This is a genomic window from Nocardia sp. CWNU-33 (genome assembly GCF_046764895.1).
In the GTDB taxonomy this organism is placed as follows: domain Bacteria; phylum Actinomycetota; class Actinomycetes; order Mycobacteriales; family Mycobacteriaceae; genus Nocardia.
In genome coordinates this window covers 92,875-110,317 of record NZ_JBKOQN010000009.1, presented here as the reverse complement: position 1 = coordinate 110,317, position 17,443 = coordinate 92,875, and the positions used below count along the sequence as shown (strand labels likewise).

The 17,443-nt window shown below is 66.1% G+C and carries 19 protein-coding genes; 10 read left to right on the top strand and 9 right to left on the bottom strand.

Annotation, left to right across the window (positions count from 1 at the left end):
- Positions 1 to 13 precede the first annotated feature (13 nt).
- Positions 14 to 685 (bottom strand): TetR/AcrR family transcriptional regulator, encoded by a 672-nt coding sequence (locus ACLMAL_RS14645; protein ID WP_328410447.1) that lies wholly within the window; start codon positions 683 to 685, stop codon positions 14 to 16.
- A 128-nt stretch (positions 686 to 813) separates the two neighbouring features.
- Here ACLMAL_RS14645 and ACLMAL_RS14640 point away from each other — a divergent pair, with 128 nt between their 5' ends.
- The 6 genes from ACLMAL_RS14640 (at position 814) to ACLMAL_RS14615 (ending at position 8,781) form a co-directional block, all read left to right on the top strand.
- Positions 814 to 2,235 carry a DHA2 family efflux MFS transporter permease subunit gene (locus ACLMAL_RS14640; RefSeq protein ID WP_411999564.1) on the top strand — a complete coding sequence of 474 codons (1,422 nt, stop codon included), beginning with the start codon at positions 814 to 816 and terminating at the stop codon, positions 2,233 to 2,235.
- A gap of 49 nt (positions 2,236 to 2,284) precedes the next feature.
- Positions 2,285 to 3,121: an SDR family oxidoreductase gene (locus ACLMAL_RS14635; protein WP_411999563.1), complete on the top strand. Its 837-nt coding sequence runs from the start codon at positions 2,285 to 2,287 to the stop codon at positions 3,119 to 3,121.
- A gap of 167 nt (positions 3,122 to 3,288) precedes the next feature.
- The gene (locus ACLMAL_RS14630; RefSeq protein ID WP_411999562.1) at positions 3,289 to 4,476 is read left to right on the top strand and encodes an FHA domain-containing protein; all 1,188 of its coding nucleotides are present in this window, start codon (positions 3,289 to 3,291) and stop codon (positions 4,474 to 4,476) included.
- A 464-nt stretch (positions 4,477 to 4,940) separates the two neighbouring features.
- On the top strand, positions 4,941 to 7,250 hold the full coding sequence (locus ACLMAL_RS14625; RefSeq protein ID WP_411999709.1) for an FdhF/YdeP family oxidoreductase: 2,310 nt from the start codon (positions 4,941 to 4,943) through the stop codon (positions 7,248 to 7,250).
- 51 nt (positions 7,251 to 7,301) lie between these two features.
- Positions 7,302 to 8,165, top strand: coding sequence for a formate dehydrogenase accessory sulfurtransferase FdhD (gene fdhD, locus ACLMAL_RS14620; protein ID WP_411999561.1), 864 nt, complete (start codon positions 7,302 to 7,304; stop codon positions 8,163 to 8,165).
- Between the two features lie 82 nt (positions 8,166 to 8,247).
- A complete protein-coding gene (locus ACLMAL_RS14615) occupies positions 8,248 to 8,781 on the top strand; it encodes a hypothetical protein (RefSeq protein WP_328410436.1) in 534 nt (177 codons plus the stop codon).
- A gap of 51 nt (positions 8,782 to 8,832) precedes the next feature.
- Here the strand turns inward: ACLMAL_RS14615 and ACLMAL_RS14610 are convergent, their stop codons facing one another.
- Both ACLMAL_RS14610 and mihF read right to left on the bottom strand, forming a co-directional pair.
- Positions 8,833 to 9,243: an NUDIX domain-containing protein gene (locus tag ACLMAL_RS14610; RefSeq protein WP_328410434.1), complete on the bottom strand. Its 411-nt coding sequence runs from the start codon at positions 9,241 to 9,243 to the stop codon at positions 8,833 to 8,835.
- A gap of 25 nt (positions 9,244 to 9,268) precedes the next feature.
- Complete coding sequence (gene mihF, locus ACLMAL_RS14605) at positions 9,269 to 9,583, bottom strand: integration host factor, actinobacterial type (protein ID WP_328410432.1); 315 nt, start codon at positions 9,581 to 9,583, stop codon at positions 9,269 to 9,271.
- A 193-nt stretch (positions 9,584 to 9,776) separates the two neighbouring features.
- Between mihF and ACLMAL_RS14600 the strand changes: the two genes are divergently transcribed.
- The 4 genes from ACLMAL_RS14600 (at position 9,777) to ACLMAL_RS14585 (ending at position 11,752) form a co-directional block, all read left to right on the top strand.
- A complete protein-coding gene (locus tag ACLMAL_RS14600; RefSeq protein ID WP_411999560.1) occupies positions 9,777 to 10,121 on the top strand; it encodes a dihydrofolate reductase family protein in 345 nt (114 codons plus the stop codon).
- A 34-nt stretch (positions 10,122 to 10,155) separates the two neighbouring features.
- Entirely contained in the window at positions 10,156 to 10,380 is a 225-nt protein-coding gene (locus ACLMAL_RS14595) for a dihydrofolate reductase family protein (RefSeq protein WP_411999559.1), read from the top strand.
- 312 nt (positions 10,381 to 10,692) lie between these two features.
- Entirely contained in the window at positions 10,693 to 11,070 is a 378-nt protein-coding gene (locus ACLMAL_RS14590; RefSeq protein WP_411999558.1) for a nuclear transport factor 2 family protein, read from the top strand.
- A gap of 106 nt (positions 11,071 to 11,176) precedes the next feature.
- Positions 11,177 to 11,752: a carboxymuconolactone decarboxylase family protein gene (locus ACLMAL_RS14585; protein WP_328410428.1), complete on the top strand. Its 576-nt coding sequence runs from the start codon at positions 11,177 to 11,179 to the stop codon at positions 11,750 to 11,752.
- A 60-nt stretch (positions 11,753 to 11,812) separates the two neighbouring features.
- Here ACLMAL_RS14585 and ACLMAL_RS14580 read toward each other — a convergent pair whose 3' ends face one another.
- The 6 genes from ACLMAL_RS14580 to tig form a co-directional block, all read right to left on the bottom strand.
- On the bottom strand, positions 11,813 to 12,235 hold the full coding sequence (locus tag ACLMAL_RS14580) for an STAS domain-containing protein (RefSeq protein ID WP_411999557.1): 423 nt from the start codon (positions 12,233 to 12,235) through the stop codon (positions 11,813 to 11,815).
- A 184-nt stretch (positions 12,236 to 12,419) separates the two neighbouring features.
- The gene (locus tag ACLMAL_RS14575; RefSeq protein WP_411999556.1) at positions 12,420 to 12,728 is read right to left on the bottom strand and encodes a hypothetical protein; all 309 of its coding nucleotides are present in this window, start codon (positions 12,726 to 12,728) and stop codon (positions 12,420 to 12,422) included.
- A gap of 25 nt (positions 12,729 to 12,753) precedes the next feature.
- Positions 12,754 to 14,034 (bottom strand): ATP-dependent Clp protease ATP-binding subunit ClpX, encoded by a 1,281-nt coding sequence (gene clpX / locus ACLMAL_RS14570; protein ID WP_328410422.1) that lies wholly within the window; start codon positions 14,032 to 14,034, stop codon positions 12,754 to 12,756.
- Positions 14,035 to 14,496: 462 nt separating this feature from the next.
- Positions 14,497 to 15,165 carry an ATP-dependent Clp protease proteolytic subunit gene (locus ACLMAL_RS14565; protein ID WP_328410420.1) on the bottom strand — a complete coding sequence of 223 codons (669 nt, stop codon included), beginning with the start codon at positions 15,163 to 15,165 and terminating at the stop codon, positions 14,497 to 14,499.
- Between the two features lie 75 nt (positions 15,166 to 15,240).
- The gene (locus tag ACLMAL_RS14560) at positions 15,241 to 15,828 is read right to left on the bottom strand and encodes an ATP-dependent Clp protease proteolytic subunit (protein WP_366528059.1); all 588 of its coding nucleotides are present in this window, start codon (positions 15,826 to 15,828) and stop codon (positions 15,241 to 15,243) included.
- A 216-nt stretch (positions 15,829 to 16,044) separates the two neighbouring features.
- Complete coding sequence (tig, locus tag ACLMAL_RS14555) at positions 16,045 to 17,421, bottom strand: trigger factor (RefSeq protein ID WP_411999555.1); 1,377 nt, start codon at positions 17,419 to 17,421, stop codon at positions 16,045 to 16,047.
- Positions 17,422 to 17,443 lie beyond the last annotated feature (22 nt).

The following is a 17,443-nucleotide window of genomic DNA, read 5'->3' as shown; positions in this document are numbered from 1 at the left end:
CCTCGCGCGGGGCTCACTCGGCCGGGGTAGCCAGGATGCCGTTGATCAGCACCCGCAGCGCCCATACTTCACGGTCGTCGCCGTTGCCGCTCATCATTTCTTCGCCAAGGCCGACAAGCATCGGATACCGGTCGGCAGGCAGTTCCGCGAAGTCCCGCTGGACCTCGGCGACGTAGTCGCTTTCCACGCGCCCTCCAACGTTGTAGGCGCTCTGCTCCGCGGCCTGTGCGGTGATGTGCAGGTAGAGCAGGTCGACGGCCCAGGAATTGGTCCTCTTGTCCAGACCGCCCTCGTCGAGCAGCGTCAGCATCCGTTCGATGAGCAGCAGCGCGTTCGGGCTGGTGGGAATCGAGCCGAGCGCGACCAGCGCCAGACCTTCATGCTTGCTCATGGCCGCCACGGTCGACGCGACAAGGTCGCCGAGCCGTTCGCGCCAGGTGCCACCGGCCGGCTCGGGCACCGTGCCGAGCACATGGTCGAGCATCGCGGCCATCAGATCGTCCCGGTTGGCGACATAGACGTACAGCGACGCCGCACCCGTATCCAGGTCCTGAGCGACGCGACGCATGGTGAGGGCGGACAGGCCGTCGTTGTCGAGGATGCGCAGACCGGTTTCGACGATGACATCACGGCTGAGTGGAGCCTTTGCGGGACGGGCCCGGCGGCTGACAGGTGCGGAGCTCATGACACCGAGCATACGCCGGAACGAACACCGTTTGACACGAACACTGTTCGTCCTCTAAGTTTTCAATCAACCGAACAACGTTCGTCACGATCGATGTTCGATCGATTTCTTCCTCGAAGGGGAACCTCATGTCCACCATCACGCATCCGGAAACGGCGGCAAACACCAAGGTCGGAGCCCGCATGTGGGCGATACTGGCCGTCATCCTCGCAGCCGACGTCCTCGATCTGCTCGACTCGACGATCACCAATATCGCCGCGCCGACCGTCGCGAACGACCTCGGCGGCGGTCAGTCACTGATCCAGTGGCTCGGCGCGGGCTACGCCCTCGCACTCGGCGTTCTACTCGTCGTCGGCGGCAGACTAGGCGACCGGTTCGGCAAACGCCGCCTGTTCCTGATCGGCGTCGCCGGCTTCACCGTGGCCTCGGTCGCCTGCGGCCTCGCCATCGACCCGACCTCGATCGTCACCGCACGACTTGTCCAGGGCGCGTTCGGCGCGCTGCTCATTCCGCAGGGTTTCGGCATCCTCACCCAGGTCTTCCCGCGCGAACAGCTCGGCAAAGCCTTCGGTGTGTTCGGCCCTGCCCTCGGCCTTTCCGCGGTCGGCGGCCCGATCCTCGCGGGCTTCCTGATCGACGCCGACCTGTTCGGCCTCGGCTGGCGAGCCATGTTCCTGATCAATATCGTGCTCGGCTCGCTCGCCTTCGCCGCCGCATACCGCCTGCTGCCCGCCGACGACGGCGATCGCACCGTCGCCATCGACGCGCTCGGCTCGGCCCTGCTCGGCGCGGCCATGTTCGGCTCGCTGTTCGGCCTCATCGAGGGTTCGGCCAACGGCTGGACCGCAGCACCCTTCGGCTATCTCGCCGCAGCCGCGGTGGCCTTCGCACTCTTCGCCCGCCGCCAACTCACCGCGACGAATCCGCTCATCGAGCCGTCACTGTTCGCCAACCGCGGCTTCACCTCGGGCCTGCTGCTGGGCCTGGTGTTCTTCGCCGCGGTGTCCGGTCTGCTCTACGTGCTCTCGCTGTTCATGCAGACCGGCCTCGGCTACACCCCGACCGGGGCCGCACTCGGCCTCGCGCCACTGGCCGCCGGCATCATCGTGGCCTCGGTCGCCGCACATCAACTGCTTGCGAAACTCGGCCGCACCCTCATCCTTATCGGGCTGCTGATCACCCTGGCGGGCACCGGCCTGCTGCTCGCCCTCGCGCTGACCGCCGGAACCGATATCACCGCATGGGTTCTCGCCGTACCCGTCTTCATTCTCGGTGTCGGCATGGGCACCTGCTTCGGCACCATCTTCCAGATCACCATCGGCGATATCGACCCGGCGGAGACCGGCAGCGGCAGCGGTTCCCTCTCGGCCGTGCAGCAACTGGCCAACGCCATCGGTGCGGCCGCCGTCACCACCGTCTATTTCCGCACCGTCGGTTCCGGGCAGGCGCACGCGCTGACCGTCAGCCTCCTCGTCGTCGCCGCGATCACGCTGGTCAGCTGCGGCATTGTCCAGCTGCTTCCGCGGCGAGCACCGGCCGCAGACCACTGATCGGCACGCCGATCGAACATCATCAACCGCACGACCCCACGGAGTTGTCATGATCCTCATCACCGGAGGCCGCGGCGCGGTCGCCACCAACCTGCTGTCCCTGCTGCTCGCCGACGGCCACGCCGTCCGGGTCGGCTCCGGCCGACCCGACCAGCTCGAACTCCCCGACGGGGTATCCGCCGTCACCTGCGACCTGCGGGACCCGACGACTTTCCCCGCCGCGCTGGCCGGCGTCACCTCGGTGTTCCTCTACGCCGAGCCCGCGTACATCACCGAATTCGTCACCACCGCAACCGAAGCCGGGGTCGAGCACATCGTGCTGCTGTCTTCGTCCTCGGTGCTCGACCCTGACGCCGCCACCAATCCGGTCGCGAAGTCGCACCTCGATGCCGAACTCGGACTCGCGGACGCACCGATGGCCGTCAGCGTGTTGCAACCAGGTGCCTTCGCAGGCAATGCCCGTGGCTGGTCGTTCTCGATCAAGACCGACCGCCCGGTCAGCCTGCCTTACCCCAACGCCTACGCCGACCCGATCCACGAACTCGACATCGCCGAGGCCGTCCACGCCCTGCTCACCGAGCCCGAGCACCGTGGCGCGGTCTACCACCTCACGGGCCCACAGACCCTGACCTTCACCGCGCAACTCGACCTGATCGCCGAGCTCACCGGCCGCAGCGTCACCATCGACCACGTCACCCCCGACACCTGGCGGCAGGAGATGGCCGAGTACATCCCCGCCCACTATGCCGATGGCCTGCTCGACTACTGGCGGCGTTGCGACGGGGTGCCCACCGTGATCACCGACACGGTCGCCGCCCTCACCGGCCACCCGGCACGCACCTTCGCCGACTGGATTCGTGACAACGCCGCGATATTCGCCGCCTGAACTGCGAACGCGCGCAGGATGACTCGATAGCGCCACCTCCCACACCACCGACAACAGGGCGGGCACGGACGATTCCGTGCCTGCCCATCGGTTGTTCGCCGCGCCCGTTCCGGGTGTCGTCCACGCTCTATGCTGGGGGCCGTAGTGCGCCGGGAAGGAGGGCACGGGTGCCGAAGGACCCGTCCACCGTTGGAATCGCGCCGGGCGATGGTTTGATCGCACGCTTCGGTGCGGTCGTCGTGTACTTGGCCGGCGAAACGTCTTCCACCGACCGAATACTCGGTGCGATCGAAGCCGTCGCCGATGGCGAGCATCCCGGCGCGGCGATTGTGCAACGCCTGGCCGCGGTGGTGTTCGGCGGTGGGTCGGAGCCACCGCCGTTCGGCGTGGTCGCGCCGACCGGCGATGGCACGGTCATCCTGTTGCGCGGGCCGGTGAGCGCCGAGATCCAGGGCGCGGAGGGGACCAGGCGGCTGGCCGGTGCGCGTGCGTTCACCTGGGTCGACGAGATCGTGCGCGAGCCGGTGCGGCAGATTTCGGTCGGCGCCGACACCGCGCTTCCCTTGACCACGCACCCACGCAGCAATTTGCGCGACGGCGTGGTTCCCGGAGGCGGTTTCGTGTTTCGTGTCGCGGTGCGGAAAACCGGGAAGGCCGCGCGCCCGGCGCCCGCCGCGCCGCAGTCCGCGGCCGGGGACGAGCCACCACCGACGGCTCCGGCCGGCCTGGTCGCGCTGTCGGAATCCGATACCCCGTCGAGCGACGAAGCTCGGGCAGGTGCGGAGATCGGCACCCGGGCGGGGCCACTGGCCTGGTCCGAGACATCGGACGCGACCCGGCCGACCACCTCCTCGCGACCGCAACCTGTTGCGCTGGACAAGGTTCCGACGCAGGGCGGCGCGCGACCGCGGCGCGTGCGTCCCACCGGCAGCGCACCGGCGCCGGCAACCTCGACACTCGGTCCGGCCACCGGCGCGCTCGTCTTCGAGGACGGCGCCGCCTACCCACTCGACCGCCCATACGTCATCGGCCGCAGCCCCATGTCCGACGATTCGGTGCGCACCGCCGCCGCCTCACCTATCGCCGTCCCGCGCGATCGGCATGTCTCGCGCATACACGCCTATGTCTCACTCGAACGCGGCAAGGTCTATGTTCGCGACGCATCCACTCCCGCGGGAACTTTCATCGCGGCGCCCGGCGCCGAGCAGTGGACCCGCGTCGGTACCGCACCCATCGAACTCCCGCCCGGCTGGAGTGTCCGCATCGGTGCGCGAATCGCCACCCATCGCATCGAAGATCGGCGCAAGGACGCCACGGAGATCTCCGGTGAACGCCGCGCTCACGGTTTGTCGTGACCGCCGCCGGAGGCCAGTGCGGAGAGTCGCCCGCGCGAAGGTCGTTCAGTGCGGCGCCGGGAATCTCGATTCGATGCCGCACCGCATGCTGAGCTGCGGCCAGATCGGCGGGGTGATGGCCGAGCACGGTCGCACCGACTGCCCTGCCCTCTGACAAGCCGCAGTCGCACCATCCCACGTACCGCGGCCGATCCGTTGCCGGGTGCCGCGGTCACACGTCACGCGCTGCCCAAGCCGTCCCGCGTGCCGCACTCAGGCCTTTCCACGCGCCCCAGTCGCACCTCCCTGCATACCGGATGCCGGGTCATCTTCTTGCCGCAGTCCGGGGTCATGTCACACGCACGCAATCGGGCCTTCTTGCGTGCCCCGGTTGCGGAGCGGACCTGCGGCGGGTACGCACGATCGGACAGGCTGATCTCGGGCCCCGCCGAGACAGCCTCCCTGCGGAGAGGACAATGACGACCATGCACCGTAATGGGCCGACACGCGACATCGACGAGACCGCGCTGAGCGTGACCGCACCGAAGGAGCAGGCGGCCGGGGTCACGGCCGTCGCCGTCGCACTCAAACGCGCGGTCGAGGAGATGGGCGTGGTCCGCACCGCCCGCACGCTGGCCAGGGTCAACCAGGTACACGGTTTCGACTGTCCCGGCTGTGCCTGGCCCGAGCCGTCCGGCCATCGTCGCCCTGCAGAGTTCTGCGAGAACGGCGCGAAGGCGGTCGCCGAGGAGGCGACGCTGCGCACCGTCACCCCCGAATTCTTCGCCGCGCACTCCATCGAGGAGCTGGCAGACAAGTCGGGCTACTGGCTCGGTCAGCAGGGCAGGCTCACCCATCCGATGGTGCTGCGCCCCGGCGCCACCCACTACTCCCCCATCGAATGGGCCGACGCCTACCAGCTGATCGCGGAGCAGCTGCGTGCCTTGACGACTCCGGACGAGGCGCTTTTCTACACCTCGGGGCGCACTGCCAACGAGACCGCGTTCCTGTATCAGCTGCTGGTACGCAGCTACGGCACCAACAATCTGCCGGACTGCTCGAACATGTGCCACGAATCCTCCGGCGCCGCGCTGACCAGTTCCATCGGCATCGGCAAGGGCTCGGTCTCGATCGACGACTTCGATGCCGCCGACCTCATCATCGTCGCAGGCCAGAACCCGGGCACCAATCATCCGCGGATGCTGAGCGCACTGGCCGGGGCGAAGGCAAAAGGCGCCACGATCATCGCCGTCAATCCGCTGCCGGAGACCGGGTTGCTCGGCTTTCGCGATCCGCAGACCGTCAAGGGCTTCACCAGCGGCGTGTCCATCGCCGACGACTTCCTACAGATCCGCCTCGGCGGTGACATGGCGCTGTTCCAGGGGCTCGGCCGCCTGTTGTTCGAGGCCGAGGACGCCGCGCCGGGAACGGTGGTGGACCGCGAATTCGTCGACGCACATTGCGCGGGCTTCACGGAGTACGAAAAAAAGGTGCGGGCCGTCGATTTCGACACCGTCCACGCGGCAACCGGGCTGACCGACGACGAACTCCGTCGCACCGCCCGGCTGCTGGCCGAATCGCAGAACATCATCATCTGCTGGGCGATGGGCCTCACCCAGCAGAAGCACGGCGTCGCCACCATCGAGGAGGCGACGAACCTGCTGTTGCTGCGCGGCATGATCGGCAAGCCGGGAGCGGGTGTGTGCCCGGTACGCGGCCACTCGAACGTGCAGGGCGATCGCACCATGGGCATCTGGGAGCAGATGCCCGACTCCTTCCTCGACGCGCTCGATCACGAGTTCGGCATCACCAGCCCGCGCAAGCACGGCTGCGACACCGTCGATGCCATCCGCGCCATGCGCGAGGGCACGGCGAAGGTGTTCTTCGGGATGGGCGGCAACTTCGTCTCCGCGACGCCCGATACCGAGGTCACCGAGGCGGCGCTGCGCGGCTGTGCGCTCACCGTGCAGGTCTCCACCAAACTCAACCGCAGCCACGTTGTGCACGGGCAGACCGCGCTGATCCTGCCCACCCTCGGCCGCACCGACGTAGATCTGCAAGACGGCGTGAAACAGCAAGTGTCGGTGGAGGATTCGATGTCGATGGTGCATCTGTCCACCGGACGGCTGAAGCCGGTGAGCGACCAACTGCGCAGCGAGGTCGCCATCGTCTGTGAGCTCGCGCAGAGCCTGTTCGGCGCCGACCACCCGGTGCCGTGGGCGCAGTACCAGCGCAACTACGACAAGATTCGCGACGCGATCGCGCGCGTGGTGCCCGGCTGCGCCGACTACAACGCCCGGGTCCGGCAGCGCAACGGTTTCGTGCTGCCCCATCCGCCGCGCGACTCCCGCGAATTCCGCACCACCACAGGTAAAGCCAACTTCGCGGTGAACGATCTCACCTGGACTCCGGTCCCCGCAGGCAGGCTGATCCTGCAGACGCTGCGCAGCCACGACCAGTACAACACCACCATCTACGGCTTGGACGACCGGTACCGCGGCGTGCACGGGGGCCGCAAGGTGATCCTGGTGAACGCCGAGGACATCGCCGAATTGGGTTTCGCAGACGGCGAATTGGTGGATCTGATCTCCGAGTGGACCGACGGCACCGAACGCAAAGTGACCGGCTTCCGCATCATCGGTTACTCGACCCCACGCGGCAATGCCGCCGCCTACTACCCGGAGACCAATCCGCTGGTTCCGTTGGATCATGTTGCGGCACGGTCGAATACCCCGGTGTCCAAAGCCGTGACCATCCGGCTCGAGCGGCACACGCATGTCGGGCAGCCATCGTGACCGCACAGACCGTCGCCACCGATCGCCTACCGAGAGCAGTGAGGTGCCGTCGTGAGTAGAGTGACCGCGCGCCGTCCGACGATCCGCATCACCTCCCACGGTGAGATCACAAGGCCCGACACCCTCGCGGTGGAGGAGCCGCTCGAAATCCGCCTCGACGGAGAGCAACTCACCGTCACCATGCGCACTCCGGGCAGCGATATCGACCTGGTGCACGGATTTCTGCTGGGCGAGGGCATCATCGGCGCCACCGACGATGTGGTGAGCGCACGCTACTGCGCGGGCACCGACGAAAACGGGCACAACACCTACAACGTCCTCGACGTCCACTTGCGCACGCCGGTCCCGGTGCGCGGCCGCCACGTCCTCACCACCGGCGCCTGCGGGCTCTGCGGCAAGACCGCACTCGATGATGTGCACACCCGCACCCGATTCCCGATACCCGCCGACGGCCTCCTCGTGGACATCGCTACCCTTACCACCCTGCCCGGCGAATTGCGCACCCGCCAAGGCGTTTTCGACGCGACCGGCGGTCTGCACGCGGCGGGGCTTTTCACCGCGGACGGCACCGCCCTCGCTGTCCGCGAGGACATCGGCAGACATAATGCCGTCGACAAGGTGCTCGGCTGGGCACTGCGTGAAAACCGGATCCCGGCCCACGATCTGGTGCTGATCGTCAGTGGCCGAGCCTCCTTCGAATTGGTGCAGAAAGCGGTGATGGCAGGCATCCCGATGCTCGGGGCGGTCTCCGCACCCAGCTCGCTCGCCGTCGACCTGGCAGCCGAATCAGGCCTCACCCTCGTCGGATTCCTGCGCGGTCGGACCATGAACATCTACACCGGCTCGCACCGGCTCGACCGCACGTCGGTCAGCGATGCGCCGATTGTGCCCACCAACGTTGGGACCCGCCCCTGACGGTGCGCCTATTGCCCGTTCCCGATCGTCCGAATTACGGTTGCTTCACCCGATCCAGAGTTCGGATTGAACGGAGCGCCCGATGCGGATTTCGGTGGAAGGCAAGTCCGGCGGCGTGCGCGTGCGCATGCGGTTCGAACAGTTTCGACGGCGGCTGCTGATCGTTCGGATCATGCTGGCGATCCTTGCGGTTCAGGGCGCGATCGTCGGTCTGTGGGCGGTCTTCGCACCGCACTCCTGGTACACCAGCTTCCCCGGTTTCGGCATGCACTGGATCTCGGTGGACGGGCCATACAACCATCACCTCGCAGGTGACGTCGGCGCCTTCTTCCTCGCCTTGACCGCGATCACCATCGCCGCGCTCGTCATCAACGGCACCGCGGTTGCCCGAGTGGCGGGAATCGGCTGGCTGACGTTCGGTCTACCGCACTTCATCTACCACGCCTTCCACAAACCGGCCGAGATGGGCGCGGGCAGCTTCACGCTCAGCCTGCTCGCCGCCGCCGTGCTGGTCATTCTCGGCCTCGGCTGTGTAGTCATCCCGCCGCGTGGCGACATCCCCATGTCCGACCCGGCGCCGATGGACATCCGGTTCCCGCGCCGCCGCCCGCGTTGAACGATCGGCACCACTCGTTTGCGGGCCGTTGTTGCCGAGTAGCCGAACGACTTACGGCGAGCCCCAAGCATCGATGGAGGTGAGGTGGTCCAGGGCCTTGCCGACGGCCGGGGCGCATAAATGATGGTCCGCCGGACCGAGCCACGTCATTTCCGCGATCTCCGCGGCTGGTGCTGGGTTGCCGTGGCCCGGCGCGGTGAAGCAGTGCATTTCGACGAGAGTGCCGGGACGCCCGTGGGCAGGAGCGGTGATGGTCACCACGGGCTCGATCCGATGCGCCTCCAACTCGACGCCGACTTCTTCTCGAACTTCACGAACGAGCGCTCCCGCCAGGGTTTCACCCGGCTCGGGCTTGCCGCCCGGTAGGTAAAAGGCGTCGCGTCCTCTGGTGCGGACCGCAAGCAAGCGGCCGTACTCGACGCACAACCACGCCACCGACGTGAGCGTTCGTTCCTCGATCATGGTTACCTCGACAGTTGAGACGCGATCAGGCGTCCAGTGCCTCGAGCAGTGCGGCACGCTGGCGAGCGCCGAGTCCACCGATGCGGCGGTCCTCGGGAATCTCGGCCTGGTCCAGCAGCTTGGCGGCCTTCACCGGGCCGACGCCGGGCAGGGCCTTGATCACGGCCGCGACCTTGGTCTTCTTGACCAGCTCGTCGCTATCGGCCTTCTTCAGCAAATCGGCAACCGAAACCTTGCCAGCCTTCACTTTGCCGATCAGTTCGGAGCGCGCCTTGCGGACCGCAGCCGCCTTGGCCAGCGCCTCAGTGCGCTGCTCCGCGGTCATGGTAGGCAGTGCCATGTCTCCTCCGCTTTCACTCGTCACTCGAACATCTGGTTGACCGGACCGATTCAACAGCACGTCGCCGACAGCGCAAGTCCGACACACCGGGGCGCGACCGGCGGAAATAGCGATGAGTTTCCCGAGCCCGCGCCGTCGAATCAGGTAAGAGGCCCGCGCACGGCGGGCGGCAAGGGCGAAAGAAACCCCCGCCATGGAGTTGTCATTCACCCAGTTCATCACCCTTGATGGCGTCTATCAAGCGCCTGGCGAACCACAGGAGGACCCGAGCGGCGGGTTCACCCACGGCGGCTGGTCGGCGCCCTACGGCGACGAGGACTTCGGCGCTTCCATGACCGAGGTGTTCCAACAGGTTGACGCCTTCCTGCTCGGTCGGCGCACCTACGAGATCTTGGCGGGCCACTGGCCCAAGGTCACCGACCCGACGGATCCCATTGCCACCACACTGAATTCGCTTCCCAAGTACGTAGTGAGCACCTGGACAGCGCGGGATGGGGCCCCGCCGAGGTGCTGCGCGGCGACCTGGTCAAGGAGGTGACCGCACTCGAGGAAAGCCCGGTCGCGAACGGCAGGTGCACGGGAGCGGCAATCCGGCGCAGGGTCTGCGGGCCGCGGGCCTGATCGACACCATGCACCTGCTCACCTTCCCGGTGCTGCTCGGCACCGGCAAGCGGCTGTTCACCGAGGATGTGCAGCCCACCGGATTCGACCTCACCGATTCCCGCACCACCGCTTCGGGCGTTGTCATCGCGACCCACCGCAATGCGGGTGCCCCGAGGTACGGATCGCTTGAATAAGTGACGGGCGTAACATCGAAGGCCCCGCGTACGACACCATCAACGACAGCACCCGAATGGGACGAAGGTTCAATGGCGAGCCAGGCGGATCAACGGCGATCCCCGACCCCGGGCGCGATCGAACGGCAGCAGCCGGCCGATCGTCACCGTGTCCCCGAAGGTGCTACGCACAGGGAGTTCCGGGGCCGTCGGCGCGCGCGCATCCGCGCGGCGGCCGATCCGGTAGGTATCGAGAGTGCAATCATCGACTCCGGCATCATGGACACTGCTACGCTCCGAATTAGAACATGTTCCAATTCGGCAGGAGTTTCCATGGCACAGCAGATCCGCGATGTGGTCGAGCAGTACGTCGAGCTGGTCGGCTCGGGCCCGACCGAGGAGATCGTCAACCTCTACGCCACCGACGCGACCGTCGAGGATCCCATCGGCTCCGAGGTCAAACAGGGCCACGCTGCCATCCGTGAGTTCTATGACGTGATCGCCAACCTCGATCGGGAAACCGAACTGAAGCCGGAGACCATCCGCATCGGAGGCAATCACGCTGCCTTCATGTTCAGCATCATCACCAAGTTCGGCGACCAGCGCTTCACGCTGACCCCCATCGACGTGATGGAGTTCGACGACGACGGCAAGATCATCAGCATGCGCGCATACTGGAGCCCTGACGATATGCACACCGAAGCGGTGTAGCCCGACGGGGCAATGCGTGCGGTGGATCACACCCGGCTGCCCGTCACATTCCATGATCCCTCCTCGTCCGAGTAGCAGGACAACGTTGGATCGAAGGAGAACCGTGATGGAAACAACCCGTATCCCCGCCGTCACCCCCGAGCAGGCGGGGCCACTCACCAAACTGTTGTACCGCATTGCCGAGCGACGCTTCGGCGCGGTGCCCGAACCGTTCGCGGTTACGGCCAACCACGGAAAGCTGCTGGCCGCCAGCGGTATTCACGAAGTGCTGATGGAACGAGCATGCACAAAATTGCCTGCCGCCATCCGCGAGATCGCCGTATACCGCGTGGCCTGGATCGTCGGCTGCTCATGGTGCATCGACTTCGGCGCCATGCTCATGCGGCATGGCAACCTCGATGTCGACCGCCTCGAGCACATCGCGGAGTACGAAACCTCACCGCTCTACAGCGCCGACGAACGCGCCGCGATCGCCTACGCCGACGCCCTCACCGCGACGCCGACCACCGTCACCGACGATCAGGTCGCCGACCTCGAAAAGCGTTTCGGCCGTGCGGGTGTCATCGAACTGACCTACCAGATCGGCCTGGAGAACATGCGTTCACGCTTCAACTCCGCGCTCGGAATCACGACACAGGGATTCAGCACCGATTCCTGCCGAGTTCCCTGGACCCAGGACTGACCCCCGCGAAACGACCGTGCCGCCCGTCGAACAATGTCGACGGGCGGCACGGGAAAGCCGCTATGCGGCGTCGGCTATCACTTCGGCCAGGCTGGTCACTGTCTGGAAAACCCCCACATCGCCGGCGGCGGCGAGCAATCGATCGACACAGCGTCGGCCGGTGATCAGCACGAGCTTGCCTCCCGCAGGCCCCACCACTGCCTCGGCCTCGATCAATACCCGCAGACCTGCGCTGCCGAAGAACGTCACCCTGGACAGATCGACCACCACCACAGACCCGGCGGTCCCGAGGGATCCGATCAGACTGCTCCGGAAGACATCGGCGCTGTAGTAGTCCACCTCGCCAACGAGGGCACACAGCGTGACCGAATCCGCGGGTGTCATGAGGGTGACCTGCAGGCGGTCGGACGGATCGCGACCGGACGGCCACGGCTGCGCGAAGTGAGTGGCGGATTGGCTGGAAGTAGCAACAACAGTCGACATATGGACCTCGGTCCGGTCGCGCGCGGCATGCTCGAAACACTGCCGGCGTTGAATTTCGCCCGGATGCCTCAGCTCCAGGACTGGGCTGGTTGCTCAACCCTGGATAAGGATTACCCCAACAGACAGGTCTGTACACCTCTGATATGACCTGATGTCCACAATGGGCGAGGACACGTCGCCTCTACTACCGCTGGCCTCGACTACGACGACGCAGCATGGCGTAGTAGATGTACTGCATCCCGAGCGGGTTGGTGAAAACGCTCACCAGCTCGAACCCGAAGTGTTCGTCGAGCCATTCGACACACGTTGTCAGCCTCGCCAGCAGGCCCTGCTGATCCGGGCCCGGGTCCCGGAGCATGCCGCCCTCAGTGCGCGAGAAGACCACGAGATGTGTGTGTTGATAGGTCCGCATGTCGACGGTGCCACTGAGCACGCCGCGCACATCCAGCAGCTGACCCGGCCCCGCCGGATGCAGCAGTGGCTGCGGTTGCACCCCGAATCCCCCTGCCGTTAAGCGACTACGCCGACTTCTCGCGCCGCTCGGTGCGCTGCGCCTTGCGCGGCACGATGGTGGGCAGCACGTTGTCGTTGACCGTGTCGGCGTCGACGACCACCTTGGCGACATCATCGCGGCTGGGGATGTCGTACATCACCGGCAGCAGGACCTCTTCCATGATGGCGCGCAGACCGCGTGCGCCGGTGCCACGCAGGATGGCCTGATCGGCGATCGCCTCCAGCGCGTCCGTGGTGAACTCGAGGTCGACGCCGTCCATCTCGAACAGTCGGATGTACTGCTTGACCAGCGCGTTCTTCGGTTCGGAGAGGATCTTGACCAGGGATTCCTTGTCGAGATTGGTCACCGAGGCGACGACCGGAAGACGGCCGATGAACTCGGGGATCAGACCGAACTTGATCAGGTCCTCCGGCATCACCTCGGCGAAGTGATCCGAGGTGTCGACCTCCGCCTTGGAGCGCACCTCTGCGCCGAAGCCGATGCCGCGGTGTCCGGTGCGGTCGGAGACGATCTTCTCCAGCCCGGCGAACGCACCCGCCACGATGAACAGCACGTTGGTGGTGTCGATCTGGATGAATTCCTGGTGCGGGTGCTTGCGTCCACCCTGCGGCGGCACGCTGGCCTGGGTGCCCTCCAGGATCTTCAGCAGCGCCTGCTGCACGCCCTCGCCGGAGACATCGCGGGTGATCGAAGGGTTCTCGCTCTTGCGAGCGATCTTGTCCACCTCGTCGATGTAGATGATGCCGGTCTCGGCCCGCTTCACGTCGTAGTCGGCGGCCTGGATCAGCTTCAGCAGGATGTTCTCGACGTCCTCGCCGACATACCCGGCTTCGGTCAGTGCGGTGGCATCGGCGATCGCGAAGGGCACATTGAGCATCTTGGCCAGGGTCTGCGCGAGGTAGGTCTTGCCGCAACCGGTCGGCCCGAGCATCAGGATGTTCGACTTGGCGAGCTCGACCGTCTCGCCACGGCTGTCGCGACCCTTGTCGCCGGCCTGGATGCGCTTGTAGTGGTTGTAGACAGCCACCGCGAGCGTGCGCTTGGCCGTGTCCTGCCCGATCACGTAGTTCTCCAGGAAGTCCCGGATCTCGGCAGGTTTGGGCAGCTCATCGAGTTTGACCTCGCTGGACTCGGCCAGCTCTTCCTCGATGATCTCGTTGCATAGATCGATGCACTCGTCGCAGATGTACACCCCTGGTCCCGCAATGAGCTTCTTGACCTGCTTCTGGCTCTTTCCGCAGAACGAGCACTTGAGCAGATCGCCGCCGTCTCCGATGCGCGCCATCTCGTGGGTCCCTACTTCCTTGTCCGCGTGCAACCGTCCGTCCAGGTTGCCAGCAATCCGCCACCCTCGGGTGTAATCACGAACACCTCGAGCGTTCCGGCGGGTCGAGCACTGCCGTCAACCGGGAGCAAAGGCCCCTAGGTTGACCGTACCCGGTGTGCGCGACGGAGGTCGACAACTCGAGCATGTTTCTCGCCGGGGTTGCGCGAGTTCTCACGGCACTAGAACACGTTCTCCCCGAGCTGCGGCCGAAACCAGGTCCGGCCGCCTGCCTCGTGGCCTATCCCGCCGGACACCCTTCCGGTCGGTCGGTTCCATCGAAGCAATCCGGCCGGAACGGATGCCGAGCGGCACCTGTCCCGGCCGGATTTACCTGACTAACAGCAACATACGAGCGACCGGCGCAACCCGCATCCCAGGCGTACCCAGAATCGCTGCCTGACACCTGATCGCGCGCGGAGATTACTTCTGTGCGCTGAGCTTGCGGTAGTCGAACACCGTGTCGATGATCCCGTAGTCCTTGGCCTCCGCGGCCGTCAGGATCTTGTCGCGGTCAGTGTCCTTGCGGATGGTGTCCGCGTCCTTGCCGGTGTGGTAGGCCAGCGTCGTCTCCATCAGGCGACGCATGCGCTCGATCTCGGCGGCCTGGATCTCCAGGTCCGAAACCTGCCCCTGGATGCCACCCTCCAGCGACGGCTGGTGGATCAGCACACGGGCGTTGGGCAGGCAGGCACGCTTGCCGGGGGTGCCCGCGGCGAGCAGCACGGCGGCCGCGGAGGCCGCCTGACCGAGGCAGACCGTCGCGACGTCGGCACGCACGTACTGCATGGTGTCGTAGATGGCCATCAGCGACGTGAACGAGCCACCGGGCGAGTTGATGTACATGGTGATGTCGCGGTCGGGATCGAGCGATTCCAGCACCAGCAGCTGCGCCATGATGTCGTTGGCCGAGGCGTCGTCCACCTGCACGCCGAGGAAGATGATGCGCTCCTCGAACAGCTTGTTGTACGGGTTGGACTCCTTGACACCGAAGCTCGAGTGCTCGATGAACGACGGCAGGATGTAGCGCGCCTGCGGGCTCTGCGGTGCGATACCGCCGAGGCCGGCGCGTGGGTCGATCAGGTTGGCCATCTTCGTCTCCAAAGTCTGAGTGGGTGAGCGGTTCTCAGCCGTTGCGACTGGTTGCAGGTCGCTCGAAATGGTCGGCTACTTCGCGCCGTTCCCCGCCTGATTCGCGTGGCTGATCACGTGGTCGATGAAGCCGTACTCGAGCGCCTGCGTCGCGGTGAACCACCGGTCGCGATCGGCGTCGATGGTGACCTGCTCGACCGACTTGCCGGTGTGCTGCGCCTGCAACTCGTTCAGCTCACGCTTGGTGTGCGCGAACTGCTCGGCCATGATCGCGATGTCGGCCGCGGAACCACCGATGCCTGCCGAAGGCTGGTGCATCATGATGCGCGCGTGCGGCAGCGCGTAGCGCTTGCCCTTGGTGCCCGCGGTGAGCAGGAACTGCCCCATCGAGGCCGCCAGACCCATGCCGTAGGTGGCGATGTCGCACTCGGCGAACTGCATCGTGTCGTAGATGGCCATACCCGCGGTCACCGAACCGCCGGGCGAGTTGATGTAGAGCGAAATGTCCTTGACCGGATCCTCCGCCGAGAGCAGCAGGATCTGGGCGCACAGCTTGTTCGCGATGTCGTCGTCGACCTGAGTGCCGAGGAAGATGATGCGCTCACGCAGCAGGCGCTCGTACACCGAATCACTGAGGTTGAGACCAGCAGTAGCGGCTGTCATGACCCCTGCCTGGTTGATTGTCACGGATACCTGCCTTCTCTTCTCACCGGCTTGTCACTGAAACCTACACAGCGCTGATTGCTACAGAGCCATCACCGTTCGCTGTCACAAACATTAACGAAACAGGGCGGCACCGAACTCCCGGCACCGCCCTTATTCGCTCACAGCACAATCACACAACCACTCGGCCGTCGACCACGCTGGCATTCCATGGAATTATTCGGCGCTCGCGGCGGCGGTTTCTTCGGCGTCGGCCTCGGCCGCGGAACCCTCAGGGGCGCCGAACATTTCGGCGGTGTCCACCGAGTTGCCCTCGGAGTCGGTGACCTTCACCTGGCCGACGACACCGGCGAGCGCCTTGCCGCGGCGCACATCGGCGAACACCGCACCGAGCTGGCCCGCCTGCTGCACCTGCTGGATGAACTGTTCCGGCGACAGGCCGTAACGCTGCGCCTGGAACAGGATCCGCTCGGTGAGCTCCTCCTGGCCGACCTGGGTGTTCTCCGCCTCGGCGATGGCGTCCAGCAGCAGCTGGGTCTTCACCGACTTCTCGGCGGACTCCTTGGTGTCGTTGTCGAACTCTTCACGGGTGCTGCCCTGCGCCTCGAGCGCGGCAGCGAAGGCGTCCTCGTCGTGGTCGAAGCCGTGCACGGCGTCGTGCAGCACGGCGTCGATCTCGGCCTTGACGACGGCCTCCGGCAGCGGCACCTCGACCTGCTCCAGCAGCGCCTCGAGCACCTTGTCGCGGATCTCGCCTGCCTGCTCGACCTTCTTGACCCGCTCGACGCGGGTGCGCAGGTCGGCCTTCAGCTCTTCGAGGGTGTCGAATTCACTGGCCAGCTGAGCGAAGTCGTCGTCGGCCTCGGGCAGCTCGCGCTCCTTGACCGAACCGACGGTGACGGTGATGACCGCTTCCTTGCCCGCGTGCTCGCCGGCGACCAGCGTGGAGGTGAACTCGGCGGACTCGCCGGCCGACAAGCCGGTCAGCGCCTCGTCGAGACCCTCGATCAGCTGGCCGGAACCGACCTCGTGGGACAGGCCGGTGGTGGCGGCTTCCGGCACATCCGCACCATCGACGGTGGCCGACAGGTCGATGGACACGAAGTCGCCGTCCTCGACCGGACGCTCGACACCGGTCAGGGTGCCGAAGCGCTGGCGCAGCGACTGCAGCTGCTCCTCGATGTCCTCGTCACCGATGCTGAACGCGTCGACCGACACCTCGATGCCGTCGTAGGCGGGCAGGGTGATCTCGGGACGCACGTCGACCTCGGCGGTGAACGCGAGCTCCAGGCCGTCCTCGATCTTGGTGATCTCGATCTCGGGCTGACCGATGACCTTCACCTCGGAGGTGGTGACGGCCTCGCTGTAGCGCGCGGGCAGCACATCGTTGACGACCTGCTCCAGGATCGCGCCACGGCCGACACGGGCCTCGATCAGCTTGGCCGGAGCCTTGCCCGGGCGGAAGCCGGGGATACGGACCTGGTTCGCCAGTGCCTTGTACGCCTTGTCGAAGTCGGGCTTCAGTTCCTCGAAGGGCACCTCGACGTTGATCCGGACCCGGGTCGGGCTCAGCTGCTCGACGGTGCTCTTCACGGACATGCTCCTTGTTCGTTGG

What these genes read in the sequence shown, in the direction of transcription:
- ACLMAL_RS14640 (WP_411999564.1), top strand. Translation starts at nt 814, where the DNA reads ATGTCCACCATCACGCATCCGGAAACGGCGGCAAACACCAAGGTCGGA.
- ACLMAL_RS14625 (WP_411999709.1), top strand. Translation starts at nt 4,941, where the DNA reads ATGCACCGTAATGGGCCGACACGCGACATCGACGAGACCGCGCTGAGC.
- ACLMAL_RS14600 (WP_411999560.1), top strand. Translation starts at nt 9,777, where the DNA reads ATGGAGTTGTCATTCACCCAGTTCATCACCCTTGATGGCGTCTATCAA.
- ACLMAL_RS14585 (WP_328410428.1), top strand. Translation starts at nt 11,177, where the DNA reads ATGGAAACAACCCGTATCCCCGCCGTCACCCCCGAGCAGGCGGGGCCA.
- ACLMAL_RS14635 (WP_411999563.1), top strand. Translation starts at nt 2,285, where the DNA reads ATGATCCTCATCACCGGAGGCCGCGGCGCGGTCGCCACCAACCTGCTG.
- mihF (WP_328410432.1), bottom strand. Translation starts at nt 9,583, where the DNA reads ATGGCACTGCCTACCATGACCGCGGAGCAGCGCACTGAGGCGCTGGCC.
- ACLMAL_RS14645 (WP_328410447.1), bottom strand. Translation starts at nt 685, where the DNA reads ATGAGCTCCGCACCTGTCAGCCGCCGGGCCCGTCCCGCAAAGGCTCCA.
- ACLMAL_RS14580 (WP_411999557.1), bottom strand. Translation starts at nt 12,235, where the DNA reads ATGTCGACTGTTGTTGCTACTTCCAGCCAATCCGCCACTCACTTCGCG.
- ACLMAL_RS14565 (WP_328410420.1), bottom strand. Translation starts at nt 15,165, where the DNA reads ATGGCCAACCTGATCGACCCACGCGCCGGCCTCGGCGGTATCGCACCG.
- ACLMAL_RS14590 (WP_411999558.1), top strand. Translation starts at nt 10,693, where the DNA reads ATGGCACAGCAGATCCGCGATGTGGTCGAGCAGTACGTCGAGCTGGTC.
- ACLMAL_RS14615 (WP_328410436.1), top strand. Translation starts at nt 8,248, where the DNA reads ATGCGGATTTCGGTGGAAGGCAAGTCCGGCGGCGTGCGCGTGCGCATG.
- clpX (WP_328410422.1), bottom strand. Translation starts at nt 14,034, where the DNA reads ATGGCGCGCATCGGAGACGGCGGCGATCTGCTCAAGTGCTCGTTCTGC.
- ACLMAL_RS14610 (WP_328410434.1), bottom strand. Translation starts at nt 9,243, where the DNA reads ATGATCGAGGAACGAACGCTCACGTCGGTGGCGTGGTTGTGCGTCGAG.
- ACLMAL_RS14560 (WP_366528059.1), bottom strand. Translation starts at nt 15,828, where the DNA reads ATGACAGCCGCTACTGCTGGTCTCAACCTCAGTGATTCGGTGTACGAG.